Annotated in this window: 25 protein-coding genes; 12 read left to right on the top strand and 13 right to left on the bottom strand. The window is 63.7% G+C overall.

Going from position 1 to position 24,887, the window contains the following annotated elements:
* Positions 1-7 precede the first annotated feature (7 nt).
* From BWR02_RS15505 to BWR02_RS15495, 3 genes are all read right to left on the bottom strand, one after another.
* Positions 8-310 carry an urease subunit gamma gene (locus BWR02_RS15505; RefSeq protein ID WP_129883893.1) on the bottom strand — a complete coding sequence of 101 codons (303 nt, stop codon included), beginning with the start codon at positions 308-310 and terminating at the stop codon, positions 8-10.
* Positions 311-324: 14 nt separating this feature from the next.
* The gene (locus tag BWR02_RS15500) at positions 325-1,188 is read right to left on the bottom strand and encodes an urease accessory protein UreD (protein WP_139558837.1); all 864 of its coding nucleotides are present in this window, start codon (positions 1,186-1,188) and stop codon (positions 325-327) included.
* A 353-nt stretch (positions 1,189-1,541) separates the two neighbouring features.
* On the bottom strand, positions 1,542-2,111 hold the full coding sequence (locus BWR02_RS15495; RefSeq protein WP_139558836.1) for a lipid-binding SYLF domain-containing protein: 570 nt from the start codon (positions 2,109-2,111) through the stop codon (positions 1,542-1,544).
* Between the two features lie 252 nt (positions 2,112-2,363).
* On the opposite strand from BWR02_RS15495, the gene BWR02_RS15490 reads away from it, so the two are divergent.
* Positions 2,364-2,969: a metal-independent carbonic anhydrase family protein gene (locus BWR02_RS15490; RefSeq protein ID WP_201276294.1), complete on the top strand. Its 606-nt coding sequence runs from the start codon at positions 2,364-2,366 to the stop codon at positions 2,967-2,969.
* A gap of 72 nt (positions 2,970-3,041) precedes the next feature.
* Here BWR02_RS15490 and BWR02_RS15485 read toward each other — a convergent pair whose 3' ends face one another.
* Positions 3,042-3,758: a DUF2490 domain-containing protein gene (locus BWR02_RS15485; protein WP_139558835.1), complete on the bottom strand. Its 717-nt coding sequence runs from the start codon at positions 3,756-3,758 to the stop codon at positions 3,042-3,044.
* Between the two features lie 214 nt (positions 3,759-3,972).
* On the opposite strand from BWR02_RS15485, the gene BWR02_RS15480 reads away from it, so the two are divergent.
* Genes BWR02_RS15480 through BWR02_RS15460 form a run of 5 tightly spaced genes read left to right on the top strand, consistent with a single transcriptional unit; the run spans position 3,973 to position 8,139 of the window.
* Positions 3,973-4,524 carry a DUF4136 domain-containing protein gene (locus BWR02_RS15480; protein WP_139558834.1) on the top strand — a complete coding sequence of 184 codons (552 nt, stop codon included), beginning with the start codon at positions 3,973-3,975 and terminating at the stop codon, positions 4,522-4,524.
* Between the two features lie 34 nt (positions 4,525-4,558).
* Entirely contained in the window at positions 4,559-5,704 is a 1,146-nt protein-coding gene (locus tag BWR02_RS15475) for an ABC transporter permease (RefSeq protein WP_139558833.1), read from the top strand.
* A 2-nt stretch (positions 5,705-5,706) separates the two neighbouring features.
* Complete coding sequence (locus tag BWR02_RS15470; RefSeq protein WP_139558832.1) at positions 5,707-6,510, top strand: ABC transporter ATP-binding protein; 804 nt, start codon at positions 5,707-5,709, stop codon at positions 6,508-6,510.
* Positions 6,507-7,529 (top strand): MlaD family protein, encoded by a 1,023-nt coding sequence (locus BWR02_RS15465; protein WP_139558831.1) that lies wholly within the window; start codon positions 6,507-6,509, stop codon positions 7,527-7,529. The genes BWR02_RS15470 and BWR02_RS15465 overlap by 4 nt, the downstream gene beginning before the upstream one ends.
* A 10-nt stretch (positions 7,530-7,539) precedes the next feature.
* Entirely contained in the window at positions 7,540-8,139 is a 600-nt protein-coding gene (locus tag BWR02_RS15460; RefSeq protein WP_139558830.1) for a PqiC family protein, read from the top strand.
* 25 nt (positions 8,140-8,164) lie between these two features.
* On the opposite strand, the gene BWR02_RS15455 is transcribed toward BWR02_RS15460, so the two are convergent.
* Genes BWR02_RS15455 through BWR02_RS15440 form a run of 4 tightly spaced genes read right to left on the bottom strand, consistent with a single transcriptional unit; the run spans position 8,165 to position 12,311 of the window.
* Positions 8,165-9,202: a DUF4340 domain-containing protein gene (locus BWR02_RS15455; protein WP_139558829.1), complete on the bottom strand. Its 1,038-nt coding sequence runs from the start codon at positions 9,200-9,202 to the stop codon at positions 8,165-8,167.
* A gap of 3 nt (positions 9,203-9,205) precedes the next feature.
* The gene (locus tag BWR02_RS15450) at positions 9,206-10,615 is read right to left on the bottom strand and encodes a GldG family protein (RefSeq protein WP_139558828.1); all 1,410 of its coding nucleotides are present in this window, start codon (positions 10,613-10,615) and stop codon (positions 9,206-9,208) included.
* Positions 10,612-11,364, bottom strand: coding sequence for an ABC transporter permease subunit (locus tag BWR02_RS15445; RefSeq protein WP_201276293.1), 753 nt, complete (start codon positions 11,362-11,364; stop codon positions 10,612-10,614). Before BWR02_RS15445 ends, BWR02_RS15450 begins: the two co-directional genes overlap by 4 nt.
* A complete protein-coding gene (locus BWR02_RS15440) occupies positions 11,364-12,311 on the bottom strand; it encodes an ABC transporter ATP-binding protein (RefSeq protein WP_139558827.1) in 948 nt (315 codons plus the stop codon). Before BWR02_RS15440 ends, BWR02_RS15445 begins: the two co-directional genes overlap by 1 nt.
* Positions 12,312-12,463: 152 nt before the next feature.
* Here BWR02_RS15440 and hemW point away from each other — a divergent pair, with 152 nt between their 5' ends.
* The 6 genes from hemW to BWR02_RS15410 are packed head-to-tail and all read left to right on the top strand — an operon-like array spanning position 12,464 to position 19,735.
* The gene (gene hemW / locus BWR02_RS15435; RefSeq protein WP_139558826.1) at positions 12,464-13,612 is read left to right on the top strand and encodes a radical SAM family heme chaperone HemW; all 1,149 of its coding nucleotides are present in this window, start codon (positions 12,464-12,466) and stop codon (positions 13,610-13,612) included.
* A 21-nt stretch (positions 13,613-13,633) separates the two neighbouring features.
* Entirely contained in the window at positions 13,634-14,608 is a 975-nt protein-coding gene (locus BWR02_RS15430; RefSeq protein ID WP_139558825.1) for a DUF58 domain-containing protein, read from the top strand.
* Positions 14,605-15,084, top strand: a complete 480-nt coding sequence (locus BWR02_RS15425; protein WP_236102302.1) for a DUF4381 domain-containing protein — start codon at positions 14,605-14,607, stop codon at positions 15,082-15,084. The genes BWR02_RS15430 and BWR02_RS15425 overlap by 4 nt, the downstream gene beginning before the upstream one ends.
* A gap of 6 nt (positions 15,085-15,090) precedes the next feature.
* On the top strand, positions 15,091-16,071 hold the full coding sequence (locus BWR02_RS15420; RefSeq protein WP_139558824.1) for a vWA domain-containing protein: 981 nt from the start codon (positions 15,091-15,093) through the stop codon (positions 16,069-16,071).
* Entirely contained in the window at positions 16,068-17,960 is a 1,893-nt protein-coding gene (locus tag BWR02_RS15415) for a VWA domain-containing protein (RefSeq protein WP_139558823.1), read from the top strand. Before BWR02_RS15420 ends, BWR02_RS15415 begins: the two co-directional genes overlap by 4 nt.
* Entirely contained in the window at positions 17,957-19,735 is a 1,779-nt protein-coding gene (locus tag BWR02_RS15410; protein ID WP_139558822.1) for a BatD family protein, read from the top strand. Before BWR02_RS15415 ends, BWR02_RS15410 begins: the two co-directional genes overlap by 4 nt.
* A gap of 135 nt (positions 19,736-19,870) precedes the next feature.
* Here BWR02_RS15410 and BWR02_RS15405 read toward each other — a convergent pair whose 3' ends face one another.
* The 5 genes from BWR02_RS15405 to BWR02_RS15385 form a co-directional block, all read right to left on the bottom strand.
* Positions 19,871-21,037 (bottom strand): hypothetical protein, encoded by a 1,167-nt coding sequence (locus BWR02_RS15405; RefSeq protein ID WP_139558821.1) that lies wholly within the window; start codon positions 21,035-21,037, stop codon positions 19,871-19,873.
* A 96-nt stretch (positions 21,038-21,133) separates the two neighbouring features.
* Positions 21,134-21,388: a transposase gene (locus tag BWR02_RS15400; protein WP_162560182.1), complete on the bottom strand. Its 255-nt coding sequence runs from the start codon at positions 21,386-21,388 to the stop codon at positions 21,134-21,136.
* Between the two features lie 174 nt (positions 21,389-21,562).
* Entirely contained in the window at positions 21,563-22,000 is a 438-nt protein-coding gene (locus BWR02_RS15395; RefSeq protein WP_139558819.1) for an Sbal_3080 family lipoprotein, read from the bottom strand.
* A 445-nt stretch (positions 22,001-22,445) separates the two neighbouring features.
* Positions 22,446-23,453: an IS110 family RNA-guided transposase gene (locus BWR02_RS15390; protein ID WP_139558818.1), complete on the bottom strand. Its 1,008-nt coding sequence runs from the start codon at positions 23,451-23,453 to the stop codon at positions 22,446-22,448.
* Between the two features lie 350 nt (positions 23,454-23,803).
* Positions 23,804-24,643 (bottom strand): DUF11 domain-containing protein, encoded by an 840-nt coding sequence (locus BWR02_RS15385; RefSeq protein WP_139558817.1) that lies wholly within the window; start codon positions 24,641-24,643, stop codon positions 23,804-23,806.
* Between the last annotated feature and the right edge of the window lie 244 nt (positions 24,644-24,887).

Genomic DNA, 24,887 nt, shown 5'->3' with positions numbered 1-24,887 from the left:
GGGCCTCCTACTGGATCGGGTCATGGACGGTGACCAGTTTGGTCCCGTCGGGAAACGTGGCTTCGACCTGTACGTCCGGTATCAGCTCGCTGATGCCGTCCATCACATCGTCCCGAGTCAACAGCGTCCTGCCGTAGTCCATCAACTCGGCGACCGTGCGCCCGTCGCGGGCCCCTTCCAGAATGGCGGCCGAGATATAGGCCACGGCTTCCGGATGGTTGAGCTTGAGACCACGGGCCTTGCGCCGCTCCGCCAACAATGCGGCTGTGAAGATCAACAGCTTGTCTTTCTCGCGTGGTGTCAGTTGCATGCTTTCTCCTCCGTTCAGGTTGCCCAAATCCGCGGTGCACAGGCCTTGTGCCCGATCACGTCCTCGCGCACTCGAGCCCACACCTGCTGAAAGAAGGCTCGCAGGCGATCGGCTCTCATGTCGCGCCCCCGGCAGATCAACAGGTCGCCGATTCGGGTCACGCCGCGCTCGGGTTGATCGCCGATCAGTTCACGGACGGCTTCGAGATGCGCGGCGGTGCTCGGTGTCGCGAACAGCGTCCCGAACGCCGAATGGCCGCCGAGGCCCCATGGGGCGGCATAGGCTTCCGGGTTCAGCAGCGTTCGTTCGAGATAGCGGGGCTCGGCCGCTTGCGTGATGCGCAATTCGAGCCCGACTTCGCCGGCCGAGAAACCCTCGCCCGCGGCAGGCCGCCCTAGTACTACGACGTCCCAGCCGAGAAAGCGGGCACCGGCCTCCAGTTCGATCGCCACGCGGGCTCTGACACGTGCGCCTTGGTAGAAGATCGTCTCTTGCGGCAGCCACTCCAGCGACGCACCGCTCGCCACCCGAAGCGCAACCGACTGGCGTGCGACACCACCGGCGCTGCGGTAAAACTTGCCGGCAGCGGGCGTGGTCACCAGTGCCGCACTGCCGTTCGCTGCGGCGAGGTCGATGCCCAAGGTATCGCCGGCGACCACACCACCCGGCGGATGCAGCAGGTAGACATGACAGACGGGACCCTCGGGATAAAAAGGCCGTTGCACGACCAGGGGGCCGACATGCCGCCGCCGGGCGATCACGGTCTTGCCGTTGCCGGGAGCGAAGCAAAGCCCCAACTCGGCGTTCCACCCTTCGGCAGCCACTGCCGACGGGGAGGTGCCGGTCAGGGTGCCACGGCCTTGCGAATCAACGAACATGATCGCCGGCCAACCGGGCTGCCGAGGCCAGATCAGGATGACTGGCGAGGTGGGACCGCGCGACTCGTGGATTTTTCATTCCGACGCATTCCATGCCGTGAAATTGCGGCTGCCAAGTGCAGTTTCGAGCAAAGCGAAACAGGACACCATAATTCCCGAAGTGGCGAGCTTTTGGAAAAGAGCAGCGAGCCTAGCACACGCATGTTTCGGGTAACAACATTCGTGTTGGTGAGATCGTGAAGCAAACAGGCCAGATCGGATCGCCCTGCGATGTATGGCTTCAGCGGAAGGCCCGGGGCGAGCATCGAAGACACCTTACGAACCGCGCCTCTCTGCGGCGCAAGCCGCCAATGTCAGGGTTCGAAGCGGGTGATCTTGGACCCTTGCAGGCCCAGGCCGGCCATCAAACCCTTTTGGGATGAGATGAAGGTATAGACGTCGCTCCTGAGGGTCGTCGTCGTCATCGCGTTCGCCACACCGCTGTCCACCACCACCAGCGTGGGGCCCGAGCCGACCTCCCAGCCCTGGCTTTCCTTGAGGTAGTCCAAGGCTTTCGGAGTCATGAAGAACATCGCGTAATCGTAGGACTGCACGCCGGCCTGCAGTCCATACGAACCCGCCACGACGTTGTAGTACCCCGAAGTTCGGCCCCGCTCGCGCAGGGCTCCGGTCCCGAATTTTGCGCCCCCGATGAATCCCGCCCTGACGACACCGGGAAACACTAGGATGCCGCTGGCACGTTTCGCCAGTTCTCTGGCCTTGGGTGTCGTCGCGTATAGACGCTGCAGCGCCGCGTCCACGCTCCGATCGATTTCGGCAGCCGCTTCCGGACCGCTTCGACCGGTCACGAGGGACTGGCAGCCGTTCAGCAGGAGCAGGCCCGTCAGTGCCAGGATGCACGCAAGCATTCGATTGGAGCGCATGGTCGGATTCCGGTTGCGAAGCGGGAGCGTGGAGTGTACGGATACCTAACCGCCGCGGGAAGCCCATACCAAGAAGCAAGAGTCGGCGGGAACGACGGCGTGGGGCCTTGCGGTGCCAGAACACGAGCCCCCCGCTCGGGGCTTCGGAACGCATGACTGCCGCCCCTTGACCATGCCGGGCCGCAAGAGCATCATCCTCGCGCCGATACTGGACCGATTTGCAAAACCAAATACCCTAAGGAATACAAGATTATGAATAAACTCCGTCTCATTGGCTGGATAGCTCCGGGGATTTGCAGCGCATTCCTCGCCGGTTGCAGCGCACCGGTCACCAAACCGACCATCAGTGCACCGGCCCCGGTCGCCGCACGCGCACCGATCACCGTCCAGCAAGTCAACGACGCCCAGCAGGCGTGGTGCGATTCGCTGGTCAATATTGCCAAGACCTATGCCGCCGGGGGTGATTACAAAACCGTTGCCACGGCAGTGCTGACCAATCAGTACAACTACGACTACGGCATGGTGCTGTTCAAGCCCACGCTGACCTTCGGCGATCAGACTTTCCGTCTGGACAAGGAGGGCGCCGCTGCCTACTTCATCGGCGGGAACCCGAAATATCCGGATGACACAGGGTTTGCTTTGAAGCCTTGGGTCGCGTGCCGCTACACGAATTCGGGCGGCGGTGCCGGCGTGCTGATCGACGGGGATTTCGCGGCCACGATGGGGAACGTGTTCCTGACTGATGCCAAGGGCGGCGAAACGGTCGTCGACAAGTTCTTCGCCTTCAAGCGCGGTGCCGACGGCAAGCTGCGCATCGTCGTGCACAAGTCCGCTCTGCCGCACCAGCCCCAGAAATAAACCCATGTTATCCACCCGGCCGGCATGTTCTGTCGGCCGGCGTCGGAGGAAACGCGGACGGAGCCTCGCGCGTTAGTAGTTCAGGAACAGTCCCAGCGAGAATACATGGGTCATCAAGTCTTCGGTCGTGTCGCGATAGATGTACTGGTTCATGTAACCGACCTCGGTCCGGATATTTTCATCGATGGCGTAACCGATCCCGGCAAACACCCGGTTCTGGTCGAACCCGGCCGTAATCGCACCGGTGGAGTTGACGTTCAGAAACAGTTCCTCCCAACCGACCAGCATGAATCCGGGTGCAAAATCCAGCGGATATGCCATCCGGACCATCTGTCGGAATCGGTACGAGACATCCGGCGCCCGCGTGAACCGCTGCTCGAAACGGGTCCGGCTCGTAATAGGTCCGAAGGGTGTACTCGGCGTCCACAGCAGTTGCTGCCAGATGCGGTTTTCGTTGAAGTCGACGCTGCTGAAAGGTTCCATCGTCGGAATCACGGCGTAGCCGAGCCAAAGACTTGCGGTGTCGGTCAGCGCATACCCGAGGCCCGGTCGCAAGATACCCTGGCTCAGCGTCGTGCTGTCATTACCGAAGCGGCCCTGCCCCTCGAGCCAGAAGCGGAAGCGCGAGAAAGACGGGTCGACCAGGCCGAAGCTGCCGTTGGCGGTGATGTTCGTCCACGTCTGGAAGTCTTCGCGGAACTGCGGGGCGGCGGCCGCTGGCATCTGCAGCAGCAGCAGACAGCAGAGCGTCAAGGGCCATGGACGGAACCAGTGGATTGGATACAACATCGGCTCAAGACGGGCCCGCAGGCAGGTCTGGGATGGAAACGCAGCAATCGGAAGTTTTGCGTAGCGACGCACATTCCCGGCGCAAACAGCATAAAGACCGACTCAGGTGTTGTCACCCCGTCACGGCCGTTGCCGCGAAGCTGCCAAACGATGCGACAATCTAAGCGTTTCGCCCCATCTACCTGCGTCCCGTACACCTGAAGGAGTCAAGCCCATGCGCAACGTCTGGAATGCCCGCCATTTATTGTTATTCGTGCTGCTGCTTGGCGGATGCGCCCGGGTCGAGGTGCGAACGGACTACGACCGCGCCGTGAACTTCTCCCGGTTCAACACCTATGCCTGGAAGCGCCTGCCGGACTCGGGGAACTCACTGCTGAACGGCCGCATCGTGGCCGCTGTTGACGGGCAGCTGTTCGCGAGGGGTTGGCGCAAAGTGCCGGTGCAGCAGGCACAGACCGTACTGGCAGCCAGCACGACGACCCAGGACCGGCAGCGTGTGGAAACCCACCACAACAACTGGGGACCGGGCTGGCACGGCTGGGGCTGGGGCGGACCGGTCATGACGACGTCGCGGGTCGTGACCTACACGGTCGGTACACTCATTATCGACATCTACGACGTGCAGTCGCGAAACGCCATCTGGCGTGGCACGGCCTCCGACATCATCTCGAACGACCCCGCGGCATTGCAGCGCTCGCTCGGCGAAGGCGTTCAGAGAATGTTTGCAGAGTTTCCGCCTGGGAGCGCAACGCCAAGCCTGAATTAGCCTGCGGCTGCTTCAGCCTCGTGAAGCCTGTCACATGAAGGACACGACGGCGACGCCGCGCTGGCGCATCGCGAGATCCGGCAGCACAGACCTGGAGCTGGCGCTGTCCGGGGACTGGGATGCCGACAATGCGGCGCAAACCGATCCCAAGACAGTGCTGGCCGAGTTAGGCCAGCCCCCCGGCCTCCGCTGCGTGCGCCTGACCGCAGCGGACCTGGGCCGCTGGGACAGCGTGCTGATGATCTTCCTGCTGGCCGTAGTCGATCGGTGCCGAGAGGAGGGGATCGAGGTCGACGGCAGCCGGCTGCCCGAAGGAATTCGGGCCCTGCTGGATCTGGCGTATGCCGTGCCGGAGCGCGCCGGAGCGCGCCGCGGCACGGTCCGGACGGCATGGCTGGCGGAACTCGGGAACAGCGCTCTGCGCATTCGTGACGATGCGAAAGCCTTCACGCGCTTCCTCGGCGAAGCCGCGCTGTCGTTCGCGGCGCTGGCGGCCGGCCGGGCCCGGTTCCGCAAGGTCGACCTGTGGCTGAACATCCAGGAATGCGGGCCGTCGGCCGTTCCCATCGTGACACTCATCAGCCTGCTGGTCGGGCTGATCCTCGCCTTCGTCGGTGCCGTGCAGCTGGCCCTGTTCGGTGCCCAGATCTACATCGCCGATCTGGTGGCGCTGGGGATGCTGCGGGAAATGGGGGCGCTGATGACCGCCATCATCATGGCCGGTCGCACCGGAGCCGCCTTCGCGGCCCAACTCGGCACGATGAACGTGAACCAGGAAATCTCGGCGCTGCGCGTGATGGGCTTCGCCCCGCTGGAGTTCCTGGTCCTGCCGCGCATGCTCGCGCTGATCCTGGTCATGCCGGTGTTGTGCCTGTACGCGAATCTGCTCGGCGTCATCGGCGGCGGCATGATCACCGTCGGTTTCTTCGACGTGTCCCTGACTCAATACCTCCACCGCACCCAGGAAGCCGCGCATCTGACGGATCTGGCCGTGGGCCTCGCGAAATGCACGGTGTTCGGCATCCTGATCGCGCTCGCGGGCTGCATGCGCGGCATGCAGTGCGGGCGCAGCGCCTCCGCGGTCGGGGACGCGGCCACCTCCGCCGTCGTCACCAGCATCGTGCTGATCGTGGTGTCGGATTCGATCATCACGCTGATTTGCGACCGACTGGGCATCTGACGATGGGCGAACCGATCATCACCGTCAACCAGCTGACGATGGCGTACGGCGACTTCCTGATCCAGCGCGATCTGAATTTCACGATCAACCGCGGCGACATCTTCATCATCATGGGCGGCAGCGGCTGCGGCAAAAGCACACTGCTGATGCACCTGATCGGCCTGCAACCGCCGGCCCGCGGCGAAATCCTCTATGGCAGCCGCAATCTCTGGAAGACGAACGCGGCAGAGCGCCAGCAGATCATGCGGCGCATCGGCGTGCTGTTCCAGAGCGGGGCGCTGCTGAGTTCGATGACGCTGGCCGAGAACATCGCCCTGCCGATTGCCGAGTTCACCCCGCTGTCCCGGACTCAGATCAACCGGATCGTGTCCTACAAACTGGCCCTGGTGGGCCTCGCCGGCTTCGAGGACTACTACCCGTCGGAGATCAGCGGCGGCATGCAGAAGCGGGCCGGGCTCGCGCGCGCGATGGCGCTGGACCCGGAGATCCTTTACTTCGACGAACCCTCCGCGGGCCTCGACCCGATCAGCGCGAAGCTGCTCGACGATCTGATCCAGAGCCTCCGCGACAGCCTCGGCGCCACGATCGTCATGGTAACCCACGAGTTACCCAGCATCTTCGCGATTGGCACCAACTCGGTCTTTCTCGACCCGGAGACCAAGACCGCGATCGCCGCCGGCCCGCCCAAGCAACTGCTGGCGGAATCGAAAGACCCGAAAGTCATCCGCTTTCTGACCCGGGACGACGGCAGCGCCGAAAACCTGTCCGGATCCGACACCGCCCTTGCCGCAGGAGTCACGCCGTGAGCAAACCCGTCAACCCCATGGCCATCGGCAGCTTTTTGCTGGTCGGGCTGGGCCTGCTGATCGCCGCCTTGCTCGTGTTCGGCGGGGGAGAGTTTTTCAAGCCCAAGCTGCAGTGGGTCGTCTACTTCGACTCCTCGCTGAACGGGCTGAACATCGGCGCTCCGGTGAAGGTGCAAGGCGTGCAGGTCGGCACGGTCGCCGACATCGTGCTGCAGATGGACATGAAGGACAAAAAGCTCGTGAAGCCGGTCGTGCTCGACATCGTCCCCGGGACGATCGTCAATCCCGCCGGACAACCGATCCAGCCCGCCCTTTCGGACGAGGAACGTCATCAGCGACTCAAGGCGCTGATCGACGCGGGTTTGCGGGCGCGCCTGGAAACCCAGAGTCTGCTGACCGGGCTGCTGTATGTCGACCTCAACTTCTACCGCGGGTCCGCGCCGACGCTCACGGGCCTCAACTACAAGGACCTGCCCGAGGTGCCGTCGGTCCCGACCACGACCGAGGAGGTCAAGAACGCGCTGGAGCAAACGCTGCAGAAGGTCAAGGACTTGCCTATCGATACGATGGTGCAGAATCTCAATGCGACGCTGACCGACCTGCGCACCATCCTGGCGTCCCGGGAAACCACACAGTCGCGGGAGGCACTGGCGCGCACGCTGCTCGAATCGGAGAAGCTGCTGGCCGATCTGAACCGGCAATTGCCGCCGCTGATCAAGGACGTCGGCCATACGGTCAAGGAGGCGAATGCCGCCGTCAAAGCCGCGGGCGGGCTGATGACCGATCTGCGTGGCGAGTCGAAACCCGTACTCGCGGCAGCCGAACAGGCCTTGGTCAAGGCCACGGTCGTGCTCGATGAAACGCGGAATGCGGCCATGAACGTCGCCGATACCACCGGGAGCGATTCGACGCTGCAGCAGTCGCTCGCGGCACTGCGCGACGCGGCACGCTCGATACGCCAGTTGAGCGACACGCTGGAGCGCCACCCGGACTCGCTGATTTACGGCAAACCGAACTGACGGAGTTGACATGAGTACAGGCTGCGTTCGCCTGCTGGCGTTTTCGCTCGCGCTCCCGGCCCTTTCGGGCTGTTTTCGCAACAGCGCACCGCCGCAGTTCTACATGCTGACGGCGGTCGAGGCCGGGCAGCCGCGCGCCACCCCGCTCGAAACGGAACCCCTGGTCGGGCTCGGCCCGATCCGGATACCCGCTTACCTGGACCGGGATCCTATCGTGACGGCCGTCTCGCCCCAGGAATACAAGCTGTCCGATGACCACCGCTGGGCCGAGCGACTGGACGTCACGCTGGCGCGCGTCTCGGCCGAGAACCTGTCGCGGCAGATCCCGAGCGAGCGGATCGTGATGCATCCGTGGCCGCGCGACACGAAACCGGACTTCCAGGTGGCTATCGACCTGCAGGATCTGTATGTCGACCCCACCGGGACGGCGCGACTGAACGCGCTGTGGACCTTGCGGGACAAGCAGGGCGCGGGCGAGAGCCGCGGCTTCTCGTGCCGGCTCCCGGCCTCCGCAACCGACTACACGGTCATGGTCGATGTGCAGAGCCGTTGTCTCGCCCGCCTGAACCGGGTCATCGCGGACGCGATCAGGGCAGCGACCGCGCGCTGAGCGGGCGTCACCGGCCGGCCGGCCGTCAGTCCATCGGCTCTTCGCCGGCGGCTTCACCCTCGCCAGCGTCTTCACCCTCTCCGGCATCCGGCGCATCGGCCTCTTCGGGATCTGAAGCGTCCGATCCTTCGGTTTCGTCGTCGCCCGGTTCGTGCCCCTCGGCATCGTGGTCGTGCCCGTCGTCCTCGTCGTCCGGCGCGGCCTCGTCGTCCTCGGGCTCCTTGGCGGGCTCGTCCGGCGCCTTTTCGTTCAGCAGTTGCTTGGCAACGGCACCGACGAGTTCGTACTTGAGGCCCCAGTCCTTGCGCGCCAGTATCAGTTCGGGTTCGCGCTTCACCAGCGTGAACTCGACGGCCGTGCCGTCGGCCAGCCCGATATGGATCGGCTCGCCCCCTTCCGGCTTGTCCCACCGCTGGACATCGATGGCCCGGGCCGATTGCCAGGCATTCAGCAGTGCCGCGGAGACCGCCGGCGCATCGCCGACCGGAGGCTCGAACAGCCAGTGGCCACCCTCATCGAGCTTTGCCTTCAAGCCGGGAATCGTGATCGATGTGATCCTGGCCCCTTCAGCCAGGAGCTTCTTGTCGACGTAATCGATGGCCTTGGCGTTCAGGTGATGGAAGAAGTCGTCGCGGACCAGATACAGCGTGCTGCCGATCAGCACGTAGCGCCGCATGTCGATCGGATCCGACCCGCCGAACAGGATCGTCGTGTCGCCCAGGGTCATCGAGACCTTGGGCTTGTCGAGCTCGAACTTCGGCAGATCGTCGAGACTGACGGGATACTGCGCATCCGTGTCGGAGCGCGCGACGTCCAGCAACTGACGCACGCGGATCTCGTTCGCCGGCGCCACGAAGGGTGACTTCAACCACCAGCCGCCGTTCTTGCGCTCGAACTCGATCGTCTCCTGATTGCGCAGCGTAAAGGATTCGACGCCGCTCTCCTCGATCGACGTCAGGGGATTGCTCTTGGGCTTGTCCTTGCCCGGTTCGAACACGGCCACGAGCGCCAGCGCAGCGACCACGCACACCAGCACCAGGTTCAACAGCAACCGGCTTTTCATCGATCAGCTTCTCCGCCGCTGAAACCACACGAAAGCCCCGGCGCCGATCAGCGCCAGCGGTAGCACGATCAGGAAACCGACGGCGATCACGCCGAGGGCCGTCTGGGGCAGGTTCAGTGCGGCGTCGGGCGCCGTGCGCGCCGGAATGTTGATGAACTGATCGTTCTGCGCTAGCCAGTGAATCATGTTCATGCCGAGTTCCAGGTTACCCCCCTCGCCGAGGTACGCATTGGTCAGGAAATCCCCATCGCCGACCACGACGATGCGTTGCAGCTTCGGCTTCGCGGCGTCCTCCGGCTTCGCATCGGGCTTGGCCGGCTTCGGCGCCTCGGGTTTCGGCACGGAGCGGGTCAGCGCGTAAGCGATGGCCAGCGGCCCCTGCTTTTCGCCCTGGTTGGCATCGAACTGGATCTTGCCCTCGATCTTACCGGTCTCCGTCCACGAACGCGCCAGCGTGCTCAGGAACGCCTCGCCCTCGAAGGGAGCGCCGGGCGCGTCGGGCTTTTCAATCGCCGCGGACGCCGGGAACATCGTGACGTTCTGGAACTGGGTCGTGATCGCGTGCGGCGGATACTCTGCCACCAGCGCGAAGGTCGGGTCGGCGATGCCGAACAGCTGCGTGGACGCATCGACGACGACGCCCGGCAGGAACTTGATGCCGAGTTGCTGTGCCAGCGGCGCCAGACCGTGCAGCTCACCCGGATCGGCCAGCCACAGCAGATTGCCGCCGGCGTTCACGTAGTTCTGGATCAGCGTGACCTCACCCGGCAGCAGGTTGGTCTTCGGCCCGGCAATTACCAGCACCGAGGTGTTGTCCGGAATCGCCGGCGTGACAGCCAGATTCAGCGCCGACAGCGTGATGCCCTTGCGCCCGAGCTCTTCCGAAAACTGACTCAGGTCGTGATTGGCCCGCCCCACGATGGAACGGTCGCCGTGTCCTTCGAGCACCACGACGTGTTGGTCCTTCGCCAGCGCAAGACGTTGCAGCGCATTGGTCAGGGCGGTTTCGGTGGCTTGCGGCAGCTTCTCGCTGCGCCCCTGGTATTCGACGAACAGTTCGCCATCGGTCGTGATGCCGAGTTCGCGAATCTTGTCCGGCTGCGTGTCCGGATTCACGAACTGCAGCGAGAGCGATGGCTTGGCGCGCACGAAGCGGCCGATCTGGTCGTCGATCTGTTCGCGCAGTTGCCGGTTTTCGCGCGCGTAGGCGGTGATCTTGACCGGCCCGTCGATCAGGTCCAGCACCTTGCGGCTGGCCTCCGACAGCGTGTGACGACCGCCGGCCGTCCAGTCGAACTGGGTCGAATAACGCGTGCTGAGCCAGGCGAGCAGGCCGACGACGGCGAGGAACAACAGGCTGAACGCGAGATTCTGCAGGCGAATCTCGGTATGGAGCTTACGGCTGATTTTCATTGTTGCAGGCGGTCGTTATCCAGGCGATGCACGCTCAGAACCAGGAAAGTCGCGATGAACAGTACGAAATAGATCAGGTCGCTGGTGTTGACCAACCCCTTCAGCAGATTCTCGTAGTGTCGCAGCATCGACACGTATTCCAGCGCGCCGCTGGCCGATTGCACCGCATTCCCGCTCCAGTCGACGATCCACAACAGCAGCAGCGCGCCGAACGTACTGACCGCCGCTACCGTCGGCTGATTCGCGAGGGCCGAGATGTACAGTCCCAGGGCGGCGAAACCGCCCAGCAACAAGACCAGGCCGAGCACGCAGGCGGCCAGCTTGCCGCCGTCCAGCCCGCCACCGGCCAGCAGCGACAGCGGCATCAGCGCGATCATGACGACCATGATCATCAGAAAGCCGAACACGCCCAGATATTTGCCGAGCACGATCTCGGTCATCGAAACCGGTGCGGTGAACAGCAGGCTCAGCGTCCGGTTGCGGCGCTCCTCGCTGATCAGCCGCATCGTCAGCAAGGGCGTCACCAGCAGCAGGATCACGCCGGCGTTGCCGAACAGCGGCGCCACGATCAGATCGGTGACGCCCGGCGCATCCTCCATGCCCGCCATCCGCGGCTGCATCATCAGGAACCAGTCGATCTGCGCCAGGAACATGTAGGCGAGAATGATCTGGATCACGGCGAGTATCGACCAGGCGAGCGGCGACAGGAACATCGTCCGCAGTTCACGCCCGGCTATCGTCAAGGCCATCACGTCGCGTCCTCCCCTACACCGGCGGCGCCGGTCTGCGTCATGTCGATGAACACCTCTTCGAGCGAGCGCCGCTCAGGCGTCAGTTCCAGCAGCCCCCAGCCGCCGGTCACGACCACTTCGGCAATCGCCGCGGCCGGTGTCGTGCCCTTGTCGTGGAAGATGCGCCAGACGTTGTCCTCCACTGATTCCACCGACTGCACCCCGGCGACGGCGCGCAGGCGGTCCGCATCGACGGCGCGGCGGGTCGTCAGCAGCAGGCTGGACGCGCGCATCTGCAGCTCCAGGCCCTCGATGGTGTCCTTCAGCACCAGGCGCCCGCGGTGGATGATTTGCACGTGGGTGCAGGACTCCTGCACCTCGGACAGGATATGGGTCGACAGGATGATCCCGTGCTCCTTGCCCAGTTCGGCGATCAGCTCGCGGATCTCGCGGATCTGGATCGGGTCGAGGCCCACGGTCGGTTCGTCGAGGATGATGACGGCCGGCGTGTGCAGAATGGCCTGCGCGATGCCGACGCGCTGCTGATAGCCCTTCGACAGGTTGCCGATCAGCCGCGCACCCACGTCTTCGAGGCCGCAGCGCTCCTTGGCCTGGGCGCAGGCGCGGCTCAACCGCTCGCGCGGCAGCCCATGGAGCCGTCCGCAGTAATTCAGGTATTCGTCCACCGTCAGTTCGCGATAGACGGGCGGTATTTCCGGCAGGTAGCCCAGTGCGCGCTTGGCCTCCTTGGGCTGGTCCAGCAGGTCAACGCCGTTGATGACGATCTGCCCGGAGGTGGGCGCGAGATTCCCGCAGATCATCTGCATGGTCGAGGTCTTGCCGGCCCCGTTCGGACCGAGAAAACCCAGGATCTCGCCCTTTTCCAGCGTGAACGTGACATCCTGGACGGCGCAGTGATCCCCGTAGTAACGGTATAGCTGTTCGACTTGAACTAGGTTGGTCATGGCGCGCGTAAGATACAAAAACGATCCACAAAAACAAAGGGAATAAGGCATTCGGCCGCGAGGTGCAGCCGCGGGGGACGGCGTCGGCAAGACCGCGCCGATGCCGGTGATCTGTTAAGCTTGCGGGCCTCCATGTCCCCTGCCGCGACTCGATGCTCAGCAACCCGCCGCTCAGCCTGTACATCCATATCCCGTGGTGTCTGCGCAAGTGTCCGTACTGTGATTTCAACTCGCACGGCCGGCCGGCGGCACTGCCGGAGGCCGATTATGTCACAGCCTTGTTGTCCGATCTCGACCGGGAACTGGAGCGGGTCGCCGGACGCACCATCGAAACCGTGTTCATCGGCGGCGGCACACCAAGCCTGTTCGAGCCCGCAGCGATCGATCGGCTGCTGCGGGGGATCGACGAGCGCGCAACACTGGCCGGCACCGCCGAAATCACGCTCGAGGCCAACCCCGGCACTTTCGAGATGGACAAGTTCAAGGGCTTTCGCACCGCCGGGATCAACCGGCTGTCGATCGGCATCCAGAGTTTCGACGATCGCATGTTGCACGCCCTCGGCCGCGTGCATGACGGCGGCGAGGCGCTGCGTGCGGTCGACGTCGCGCGCGCGGCCGGTTTCGACAACCTCAACCTCGACCTGATGTTCAGCCTGCCGGACCAGGACGTGGAGGCGGCGCTGACCGACGTGACGACCGCCATCGAGCTCAGCCCCGAGCACATCTCGTGGTATCAGCTGACGCTGGAGCCGGGCACGGCCTTCTTCAAGCAGCCACCGGTCCTGCCCGACGACGATACGGCCTGGCAGATTCAGCAGCAATGCCAGGAGGCGCTGGCCTTCAGCGGCTACCGCCAATACGAAGTCTCTGCCTATGCCCGCGACGGGCGCCAGTGCCGGCACAACCTGAACTACTGGACCTTCGGCGACTATCTCGGCATCGGCGCCGGGGCCCACGGCAAGATCACCGACGGCGCCGGCGACAGGCTGCTCCGGACCAGCAAGGTCCGCAGCCCCGACGCCTACCTCGGGCTCCGCTCCGGTGTGGAACCCGTCACCCTCGAGCACGAGATCGGGCATGACGAGCGGCCGCTGGAATTCCTGATGAACGCCCTGCGCGTACGCGAAGGCTTTTCCGAGAGCGACTTCCCGCGCCGTACCGGCCTGCCGCTGAGCGCGCTGGAGCCTTCCCTGTCGGGTTGCCTCGGCGACGGGCTGCTGGAACGCGACGGCGGCGCGATCCGCTGTTCCGAGCGCGGCTGGCTATTCCTGACCGACGTGCTAGGCCGTTTCGTTCACTGACCGTACACACCAGCGATCGTCATGCGCCCAGGCACCGCCCCTCCCTCCGGAATCGCCGGCACACCCTCCGCGTCGGCATTGCCCAGCGACGACCGCGTGCGCCCGCGGCTCGACACGCTGGTCCGGCTGTCGGCGCCGTCGGCCGCCGTCCCGCTGCACCGCGCAATGGCTCGCGCCATCCAGAGCGGCCAGTACCTGTCGCGTTTCAAGGGCCGCGGCATGGAGTTCGCGGAATCCCGTCCGTACATCGCCGGCGACGATGTGCGCAGCCTCGACTGGCGGGTGACGGCCCGCACCGGCCGCGTGCACACCAAACTGTTTCGCGAGGAGCGCGAGCGCCCGGTGCTGCTCGCGGTCGACGGCCGCGCCGGCATGTTCTTCGGCACACGCCACGAGTTCAAGTTCGTGACCGCCGCCCGCCTGGCCGCGCTGATCGCCTGGAGCGCCCATCATCACGGTGATCGCGTCGGCGGCCTGGTCTTTTCCGAGCACGCCCGCGCCGAGGTCAAGCCCGAGCAGCACCGCCGCTCGGTGCTGAACCTGCTGCAGCACCTCGCCGACGCGGTCCCCGGTCTCGGCCCCGCCGGCGCCGAGCCGGCCGGGCTCGAAGAGGCCATCGGAGGCATGGAGCGGCATGCGCGCACCGGTTCACTGATGTTCCTGTTCAGCGACTTTCGCGGCTTCGACGACGGCATCGCAACACGCCTCTCCCGGCTGCGCCGCCACGGGGAAGCGGTGCTGATCGCGGTCTACGATCCACTGGAGCGATCAGTGCCCAGCAGCGGCCGCTACCGCTTCAGCGACGGTTTCAACGAGCGGTCGGTAAACTTCAGCCCGGACGCCGCGCGCGAGCACCGCCGGCGCTTCGAAGACCGTCTGCAGCGGCTGCAGTCGTTTGCTCGCGGCAACCGGATGCGCGTGATCGTCTGCGCGACCGACGAGGATCCGCTGCGCACCCTGCAGCGCGGCATGGCCGCCGACCACCGTCACCTATGAACGGCATCGCAGACCTGCTGCCGCTGCGCGATATCCACCTGCCGCCCGCCATCGGCTGGTGGCCGCCGCCGCCCGGCTGGTGGCTCGCGCCTTTGCTCATCGCCGGATTGGCGTTTGCGGCACTGTGGCTTTATCGGCGCCGGCGCCGCCGCGGCGCGATCCAGCGGATCGCGTTGAGCGAACTGGCGGCCCTGGAGCGCGATGCCGACCTGAGCGCATCGCTGAAGGCGCAGCGACTGTCGATCCTGCTGCGACGGGTGGCCCTGAGCGTGCATCCGCGGACCGAGGTCGCGCCCCTGCAAGGCCGGGCCTGGCTGCAGTGGCTCGATCGGGCACTGTGCGACAGCGGCTTCACCGACGGGCCGGGCCGCGCGCTGCTCGACGCTCCGTATAGGCCGGACATTGGCAGCGCCGACCTCGACGCGCTGTTCGCGCTGTGCCGCGACTGGCTGACCAAGATCGAAACGCGCCGCTGAACCCCGATGTTGCAGTTCGTCTGGCCCTGGCTTTTCCTGATCCTGCCCGCACCGTGGCTGCTGGGCCTGGTGCTGCCGCCGGCCGGGGATCCGTCCGGTGCCGCGCTGCGCGTGCCCTTCCTCGATGAACTGCCGCAGCGGGGCACTGCAGCCGCACCGCGTAACCCGATCGCGCGACTGGCGCTGGCCTGGCTCGCCTGGCTGCTGCTGGTCACCGCGGCAGCGCGTCCGCAATGGCTGGGCGAACCGATTGAGCAGACCGTCAGCGGCCGCGATCTGCTGCTGGCCGTCGATCTGTCGGGCAGTATGGAGATGGAGGATTTCGTGCTGGCGGGACGCCCGGTCGACCGACTGACTGCGACGAAGGCGGTGGCCGGCGAATTCATCGAGCGCCGCGCCGGGGACCGCATCGGCCTGATCCTGTTCGGCGAGCGGGCCTATCTGCAGGCGCCGCTGACCTTCGATCGCAAGACCGTCCGCACCCTGCTCGACGAATCCGTGATCGGGCTGGCTGGCGACAAGACCGCGATCGGCGATGCGATCGGGCTCGCGGTCAAGCGCCTGCGGCAGAATCCCGAGCACCAGCGCGTGCTGATCCTGCTCAGCGACGGCGCGAACACGGCCGGGGCCGTGACCCCACTGCAGGCAGCGGAACTCGCCAGCCGCGAGCAGTTGAAGATCTACACGATCGGCGTCGGCGCAGACCGTATGCTGGTCAGCGGTCTGTTCGGCACCCGGGAAGTGAATCCGTCCCAGGATCTCGACGAGGACACGATGCGGGCCTTGGCCGACAAGACCGGCGGGCGCTATTTCCGCGCGCGGGACACCGAGGAGCTGGCGACGATCTACTCGGTGCTGGACCAGCTCGAACCGGTCGAGAAGGAGCACCTGTTCTACCGCCCGTTCACCGAACTGTTCCCGTGGCCGCTCGGCGCCGCCCTGTTGCTGGCCGCGGGCCTGCTGGTCCAGGCACTGGTGAAGCGATGACCGAAGCATTTCATTTCCTGCGGCCGTGGTGGCTGCTCGGCTTCCTGCCGCTGGCATTGCTGCTGTGGCGGCTGGCCTCGCACCGACGCGCGGCGGGCAATCTTTCCGAACTGTGCGACCCCGCCCTGCTGCCGCACCTTATGGTCGGCACACCGGCCCGCGGCGGGCGAGCGTTTGGCATCACGCTGGCGGGACTGGGCGGCACGCTGGCGCTGCTCGCGCTGGCCGGGCCCGTCTGGGAGCGCCTACCGGTGCCGGTGTTCCGCAGCGACGACGCGCTGGTCGTCGCGCTGGACCTGTCCTACGCCATGGACGCGACCGACCTGAAGCCGAGCCGGCTGGATCGCGCCCGCTACAAGATCACCGACCTGCTGCGCGCGCGCCGCGACGGCCAGACGGCGCTGGTCATCTATGCCGGAGATGCGTTCACGGTCACCCCGCTGACCGACGACGCCGCGACCATCCAGTCGCAGCTCAGCGCGTTGACGACCTCGCTGCCGCCGGTCCAGGGCCAGCGGGCCGATCTCGCGCTGGAGCTCGCGGCCCGCTTGCTGCAGCAATCAGGACTGCGCAGCGGCAACGTGCTGATGATGACCGGAGACGTCGATCGCGCACCGACCGTCGCGACCGCCGAACGCCTCAAGAGGCTGGGCTATCGCGTTTCCGTGCTCGGCATCGGCACCGAAAGCGGCGGACCCGTGCCGCGCGGACGCAGCGGACTGTGGAAGGACGACGCCGGCAACATCCGGGTACCCAAGCTCGACCCCGAGGGCCTGCGAGCGGTCGCCCAGGCCGGCGGGGGGCTTTATCGCGAGGTCACATCGAGTCCGTCCGACATCGAGCGGCTGCTGGCGTCCTTCGAGCGGCCCGGCGGCCCGCAGGCCGAAGCCGGCGAGTCGCAGGTCCGGATCGAACAGTGGATCGAAACCGGACCCTGGCTGGTCCTGGCCTTGCTGCCGCTGGGCGCGCTGGCGTTTCGGCGCGGCGGCCTGCTGGCGCTAATGTTGCTGCTGCTGCCGCTGCCCCGGCCGGCGAGCGCGTTCGAATGGCGGGATCTGTGGACCAAGCCGGACCTGGCCGCATCCAAGGCCTTCGAGGCGCAGCAATACGACGAGGCGGCGGGCCAGTTCCGCGACGACGCCTGGCGCGCCGCCGCGCAATACCGGGCCGGCAAGTACGAGGACGCCCTGAAGACCCTGCAGCGGGTGGACACGGTCGACGGCTGGTACAACCGCGGCAACACACTGGCGAAACTGCAGCGCTACCCGGACGCGATCGCGGCCTACACGAAAGTCCTGGAGCGCGATCCGCAGCATGCGGATGCCAAATACAACAAGGAACTGCTGGAAAAGGCGCTGAAGAAAAAGGAGCAGCAGCAGAAAAAGCAGTCCGAGTCCGGGAAGGATCCGCAGGACAGTGGCCAGCCCGAGAAAAAGCGCTCGAACGAGGGCCAGGATGCGGAAAAGCAGGACTCAGACAAACAGGATCAGCCCGATCAAAAGGACGGGGATCAGGGCGAACAACCCGAGAACCAACCGGAGCAGCAGTCCGCCGAAAACTCACCGCCCAAAGACCAGAAGAAGGGTCAGGACGGCTCGTCCCAGCAACCGCCGCAAGAGGCCAAGAAACCCGGGGAACCGGATTCCGCCCAGGAAGAGCAGGGGGCGGATCAGTCGAAGGAGGCGCAGGCGGACGGCGCACCTGAAAACGCCGAGCCCAAAGCCGGGCCCCCCTCTGCGGCACCGGACCCGATGCAGCGTAAGGAAGCGCAGCAGGCCAACGAGCAATGGCTGCGGCGCATTCCGGACGACCCTGCCGGTTTGCTGAAGCGCAAGTTCGCGTGGCAATACCGGCAGAGGCAGCAATCCAGCGAGGATGACGAACAATGATTCCAGGCCTGTACCCAACTCGGCCCCGCTCTCTCTCGAGTTCGCCCCTGGCGCTCGCGTTCGTCGTTCTGCTGATGTCGCTGTGGCCGCTCGGGGCGGCCTGGGCCGTCGAGGTGAACGTCACCAGCGACCGCGACCCGGTGTCGCTGGAAGAGTCCTTCAACCTGGTGTTTTCGGCCGACGAAGACCCGGACGGCGAGCCCGACTTCTCGCCCTTGAACGAAGATTTCGACGTGCTGCGGCAAGGCCGTTCGACGCAGATCAACATGGTCAACGGGCGCCTGACCCGCCGCGCCGAGTGGACCGTGACGGTCATGGCGAGGCAGGCCGGAGACGTAACCGTGCCGCCGATCGCCTTCGGCAGCGACACCAGCCGGCCGATCCGGCTGACGGTACTGCCGGGCCGCGCCCACCGCTCCGCAGGCAGCGGATCCGCCCCGTTACAACTGGAAGTCGAGGCCGAGCCGAAGAATCCCTACGTGCAGGCGCAGGTCGTGCTGACGCTCCGGCTGCTGCATCAGGTGGCGCTGCGGAACGGGCAACTCGAAGATCCGAAGCTGGAGGATGCGATGATCCAGAAACTGGGCGACGATCGCCGCTATCAGATCGAGCGTGACGGCCGGCGCTACGGTGTCATCGAACGCCGCTTCGCGATCTTCCCGCAGAAGAGCGGCACGCTGCGCATCGAACCGATCGGACTGGAAGCCGAACTCGCCGGTAGCGGCAATTCGATGTTCGACCAGTTCTTCGGCGGCGGTGGCCGGGTCACGAAGATCCGCTCCGAGGCCACCACCCTGCAGGTGCGCGCCATCCCGGCCGCGTTCAAGGGCAAGCACTGGTTGCCGGCCGCCAGCCTGACGCTGGATCAGGCCTGGTCCAGCGACCCACCGTCGACGAAGGTCGGCGAGCCGATCACGCGCACCCTATCGGTGCACGGCGAGGGCGTCACAATGGGCATGCTGCCCGAACTGATCGACCGCAGCGCTGCCGCGGCGGCCGAATTGAAGCAATACCCCGATCAGCCGGCCATCAGCGAGCAGCACGGCCCCGGCGGCCTGACCGGCGTGCGGCGCGAAAAGACCGCGCTGATTCCGATGAAGGACGGCAGCTTCAAGGTGCCGGGCATCGAGATTCCATGGTGGAACACGAAGACCGACAAACTCGAAGTCGCGCGTCTGCCGGAAACGGCATTGAAGGTGTTGCCGTCGCCGGAAGCCCCACCGCCGGCTAGCCGGCCGGAGGATGAGTTGGATCTGTCCGGGCTCGCGCCTAAAGCTCCCGAACCCGGTGCCACCGCACCGTCGCCGGCCGCGCAACCGGTTCCATTGACCGCCAATCCGTGGTTCTGGGCCACGTTGCTCTGCGCCGCAGGCTGGCTCGCGACCGGACTGGCCTGGTATTTCCGTGGCGGTCGAAAACCGGCTGCCACCGTGACGAAAGCCGAGCGGGCGCCCGACTTCTCGGGAACCCTGAAGCAGTTGAAGCGCGCCTGCGCCGACGGTGACGCCGAAGCCGCGCGCCGCGCGATCCTGGCCTGGGGCGCTGCCCGCTGGCCCGCTTCACCCCCTGTCAATCTGGAACAAACGGCCAGCCGTTTGGGCGGCGAGGCGCACGCGTTGATTCAGGACCTGAATCGAGCGCTCTATGCGGACGGGAAGGGCAACTGGAACAGCGACGGTCTGTACGCCCTTTTCGCAGACAACTCGCGCGATAGCGCGAAGAGCAAAGGCAAGAGCGACGCGGGCGAAGCGCTAGAGGCGTTGTATCGGATGTAGTGGGTTGCGGGCTCAGCGGGAAAGGACGAGGGTTCGAATACCGGTAACCGACGCGACTTCTTCTTGAACGCGAATGGTGAGCCCACCCTGCCCAGAAAATAAACGCCGCGAAGCGGCGTCGGCTTGATTGAATTGTTAGGCGTTTGGCTCGCTCTGCCCCATCCTGCTATCGATCATATTTGCGGGAAGCAGAACACCTAGGATATTGCGCTTTGCGTCGAAGCCAAGCTGCGGCGAACTGAGCATGCGCATGACCGATTCACGAACACCGCTATTGAGCAGACTCAAAATGTAAGTCTTGAATGCCTCTACAGAGGCTCGGTCCCTTTGAAGAGCGCCCAAACGCACTGTGCGTGCCTCTAACGCAATTGTCTTGTCCCAAAAAGATCCGTAAGACGTGAAAATTGGAACTCGGCCGTTAAAGTAGATTTCCTCGAACGAAAGTCGTTCGATATCCACGTTTCCGTGCAGCATGTCGTTGCGCTCGTTCATGAGCGTATGGAAGTCTTTACATGCTTGATGCTCGTAGTCTACGGGAGTGGTGAAACCGATGCACGTTAGGTGTAGCGTTTGAACGCGTACATCTATCGGTCGTCGAAGAGAATCTGCAATGAGCCGTTTGTTGTTCTTGATCTCAGGTCGAGCGATGCTGAACAGTAGAAAATTAACGAAACTCTCTGCAAGAACTGGGAGCATCCCTCGAACACCGAATGCCAAGCCGAGTGCTTGAGTGTACTTGTCAGCGATTGCCCTCCATGAATCGGGAAATCCCTGCATATCTTCTGATGTCCCCGGTTGCGGTATTCTGTCCCGCTGCAGATTTAGATCAAGAGCCGCTATGGCTTGAATCTGTCGATCTATTGCTGACTCGATTCTATGGTAGGGATTGATAAAATGTGTCCACTTTTCAAGTCCCGCTCGAATAGCCTTCATCTGCTTCCCATAGGCTTTAAAATCTTGCTTGAGCTCTTGGATGAAGTCCTCTCTTCTACGTCCAACACCGAGGTGACGAAAAATATGCACTTCGGTGCGGAAATTGTGGCCTTGAACGGTCAAGAGTCCGTCTTCGTTGACCAGCGTCCATTCCCAATGAATCAAGTTGTCTGAGCCGTCGTTACGCAGGAAGTTCTGTATGCCGTTAGGCGCACTGTATTTCGCATGAAGGTAGCAATACAGATCAACGGGCTTGAATTCGTCGGTGAATTCCCAGATGTCAAGCAACGGGGCGTGCAACTTCTGCTTAAAGATGCGAGCAAGCTCGCTCGGATTCAGGGCTTTTAGTTGGGTAAAGTACTCTGCCATTTTTCCGCAACGCCCAACTCAAAAACGGGTGGTTACTTTTCTGCGCCATCTTTCCGAAAACGGCGTTGAAAAAGGGGTCCAGAAAAAGGTGTCAAGTTACTCTTCTGCCCCATCCTTTGGTTTCCTTGGCCGCCCCTGGGGAACAATCTTGGCGCGTCGGCCTGCCACGGCCTCGATCTCATCCTGAAATTTGCCGGAGCCGGGTGCGCAATACTTGTCCAGATGGGCACGTATTGCCTGAAGATCATAGGCCGCAAGCGGTTGCTTGAACAGTTCGCGATAAGCCGATGCAGGCGCCTCGGAACTGGCAGCAAGTCGGCGATACTCCTCCGGCTCGGTTGGCCAGTGCATGGCGGCATCACCGGCATGCGAGCGGTAGCCGGACCAGGGGTAATCCCCCGGATCGGTCACCAGGCCGGGGCGCACCGGGCTGAGCCAACACGAAAAGTAACCGGCCCCGTTTCCTGGACCCCTTTCCCTGCTGTTTCTCCATTACCACTTTTCCCCGTGAAGTCCGACTGTCTTCTATCGTGAAACAGGCATAGGAAAAAGCTGATCGACAAGTTCGGTGAGTTTGGGCTCTGTGCGGATGAACTTGTTCATATTCGCGCCGCCAGAAAGTGAGTCATACACCGCGCGACCAGCTTCCTTGCCATCGGCGAATACACGCAGGTCCGCTCGGGCCAGGTAGATGGCCATGTCCCAGCGATAGATTGCCTCGTAAGTGGTCAATAGTGGGCACGAATCGACTGGAGCTTTATCAGGCAGGCTGCGGACGCGAAAGCCCTTGCGCTCCAGGACTTTGGCGTAAACGTCATGAAAGCCATCCTGTACGACTTCGCTATTTCGCACAAGGCAGAGTTCCTTCGCAGATTGGCCTAGCTTGAACGGTGTAACTTCCTGTTTGATGGCGCAGCCAGCCAGAGTAGCGGCCACGATTATTGCGCAAGAGCGTGCGATCATCGAATCCTCCGCGACCAAAAAATGGGGCGTCAAAAAGGGGTCGCCCATTAGCCAGCCGGAAACAACAGCCGAAGCTATACCCTGCCGATAAAATCAGCATTTTCAGCGTTACAACCCACACAGCCCTGACTGACATCCGCTTCGCGCCCGATATTTCAGTGCGTAGGCGTCGGATGAATCATCCGCACCGGTCACCCATCTGGATCAAGGCGCGGCGGTGAGTAGCCTCACCGTCTGCCCCTGGCGCCAAGCGCCCCAGAAAAACCTTGGTTCCATGCCGTGTCCAATGGGTTTTCACAGATCACGTGGTTCTGCCCTTCGACAGTCCAACCCTCAAGTGGCTCGCGGCATGGGCGAATGATGTCCATCAAGGGCCTACCGTGGCGTCCAATCAGACACGATGGTTGCGCCAACCCCTTTTACGGGCTCGCCACGGTCGCCCCACTCAGGCAAACAGCTGGTGCGCATCGAACGGCACCTGGTCCCGCGGCATGTAGTAGGCCGCCCGGGCCAGCTTGTGGGCCACCGACCGGATGGCCACGATGCCATTGGTCTTGCGCTGCTTGCGGTCAAAAAAACGTTTGGCCAAAGGCTGGTAACGGACCGCGAAATGGGCGGCTTCGGCAAACGCCCAAGACAGATACTTGTTACCACTTTTGGCGTTGCCTTCGCCTTTCTTCTTGCCGTTGCTGACTTTCTCGCTCCGCACGCAGCGGCAATAGGAGGCGTAGTGACCCACACCGGGGAAGCGACGGATATCGCCGGTCTCCAGCGCAATGGTCATGCCCAGAATGGCGCCGACACCCGGAATCGTGGTCAAGAGCTGATAGTCCGGTTGCGGTCCGATCACCTGCAACAACACCTGTTCCAGCACCGTCTGTTGGGCGTGAATGGCCCGATAGACGAGGAGCGCGCTCTGCGCCGACAGCTGCTGGGCGGCGCCCGGCAGGTCCACCACGAAATCCGCTTGCTTGAGCCGACGCGTGGCGATCCGCTCGCCCGTCTCCCGCCAGATCTGGCTCTGCACGCTGATCAGCTGCGTGCTCGCCGCCTGCACCAACTGCATCCGGCGTCGTAAAAGGTCGCGAGTGGCGCGCTGCTCCTTCGGGTAGATGTACCCGGTCGGCAAGATGCCCAACCGCATCAAGTGCGCCAGCCAGTAAGCGTCGTAACGGTCGTCCGTGTACTTCAACCCGACATACTGCTGCACTGCGGTCGTATTCACGAGTCGCATCGGATAGCCGGCTTCCTGCAGGCCGTCGACCAGCCAGTACCAGTTGAAGGTCGATTCCACCGCGACGCCCGCCAGTTCCGAGCGATATGGCTCCAGTGTCTGCAACGTCAGTGTCACATCGTTCCCCAAACGCCGCTCCAGAATCCGGCGGTCTTCCTCGTCGATTACCACTACCACGTGGTTGTTGGAATGCAGATCGATACCACAGTAAAGTGCCATGACAGCCTCCTCACGTTCTCTCGTTTGCCAGGTCAGTAGTACCACTGACCCGAGGAGGCTGGCTAGAGGATTATCAGGCTCAACTAATCGAACAGCCTTTTTTGACTCGTCACCATTTCGCCCTTGCCCGCTGTTGGCTTCCCCGGCCGTCCGCGTGGCTTTGCCCCCCGTCGCCGGCAAACGGGGTCCGGAAAACGGGGCCACCCATTCGCCCATAGGCCCTTTAGCCTAAGTTGTGAGGATTGGATCAGTAGGCCTTTGGCGGTGGTGGTCTGACCAGACAGATTCGCCAGGACGAAGATTTTGGCACCGAACCGCCGCGCGGGTCCGGCGCCAGTGTATTGAGCAGTTCAAGGAGCGGCGCTGACGTGAAGGCCTGTCTTGTTATTCCGCGGGTTCGGATCGACCGGCGCTGCGTTGACCTGGACGGAGTTGTAGATGCGAGTAGTGCCGCCGGACCGCGGCGGCAGCTTTAGTGTCACGCTGGCACTGGTACCCACGTCAAGAAAGCCGAGATAACAGACCAATGGAGCGCCGTTGCTGCAGGTTCCTTGACTCGGCGTGGCGGCGCCGCGCAGCGGACCGTCAACCAGTGTAACTTCACTCGCGGCATCGGGGCCGTTGTTGACGACGGTCACCGTATAGGTGATCGGGCTCGACGGCGGAAATGGTGAGGGACTGGCGGTTTGAGTCACCGCGATGTCGGCGATCGCAGTGCGGTCCAGCACACGCTCGCGAACGAAAACATCGCGAGTGTTGTTAGTATCGTTCTTCACAAGATTTGTGGCGTACGATGAAAAGACTGCTAATCGTCCGTCGGAAGACAACCGTGCATAGGGGTAAGATATAAACGAAGCGTCGAATCCGTTGGCTGGCGCCCCTTCCGTATCGACATCCAGCCGCGTCAGGCTGTTCGTCTGTCGATCGTACATGATTAACTTAAAGGCACTGCCACTGGTATCACCTGGGATGAGGTTGCCGGTATTCGACAGAAAAGCAATAAAGCGTCCATCCGCAGAAATGGTTCCTACCCCTGAGTAGCTGTTACTCGCATTATCACCCGGCCCCTTACTGATTTGCGTGCTTTGTCCGGTCTGTCTATCGTAAACAAATACATCGGACGGATAGTCACCTGACGGTACTTTCACCCCTAACAGCACGAAGCGTCCGTCGCTGGAAAGGCCGGTCACCTCGGTATTTGCACTGAGATTTTCTTTTATCTGAGAAACGGGTATGAGTTCGGTCTGATGGGTTTTCCGGTCGTGTACGAAAGCGTGGGGCCTATCTCCCCTGCTGCCTGCGGCAAGATTGCTAGGGAACCTCTGAACAATTCCGAGTTGACGCGCAAGGACGCATCCCGCGGAGAATCAGGCGTCGAAAATGGACTTTAGTGACGCAAATTCCGCGTTTGAGAGGGCGATTTCCGCCCGGATT

The sequence above is a fragment of the Methylotetracoccus oryzae genome, assembly GCF_006175985.1.
In the GTDB taxonomy this organism is placed as follows: domain Bacteria; phylum Pseudomonadota; class Gammaproteobacteria; order Methylococcales; family Methylococcaceae; genus Methylotetracoccus; species Methylotetracoccus oryzae.
This window is presented reverse-complemented; position numbering and strand designations above follow the sequence as displayed.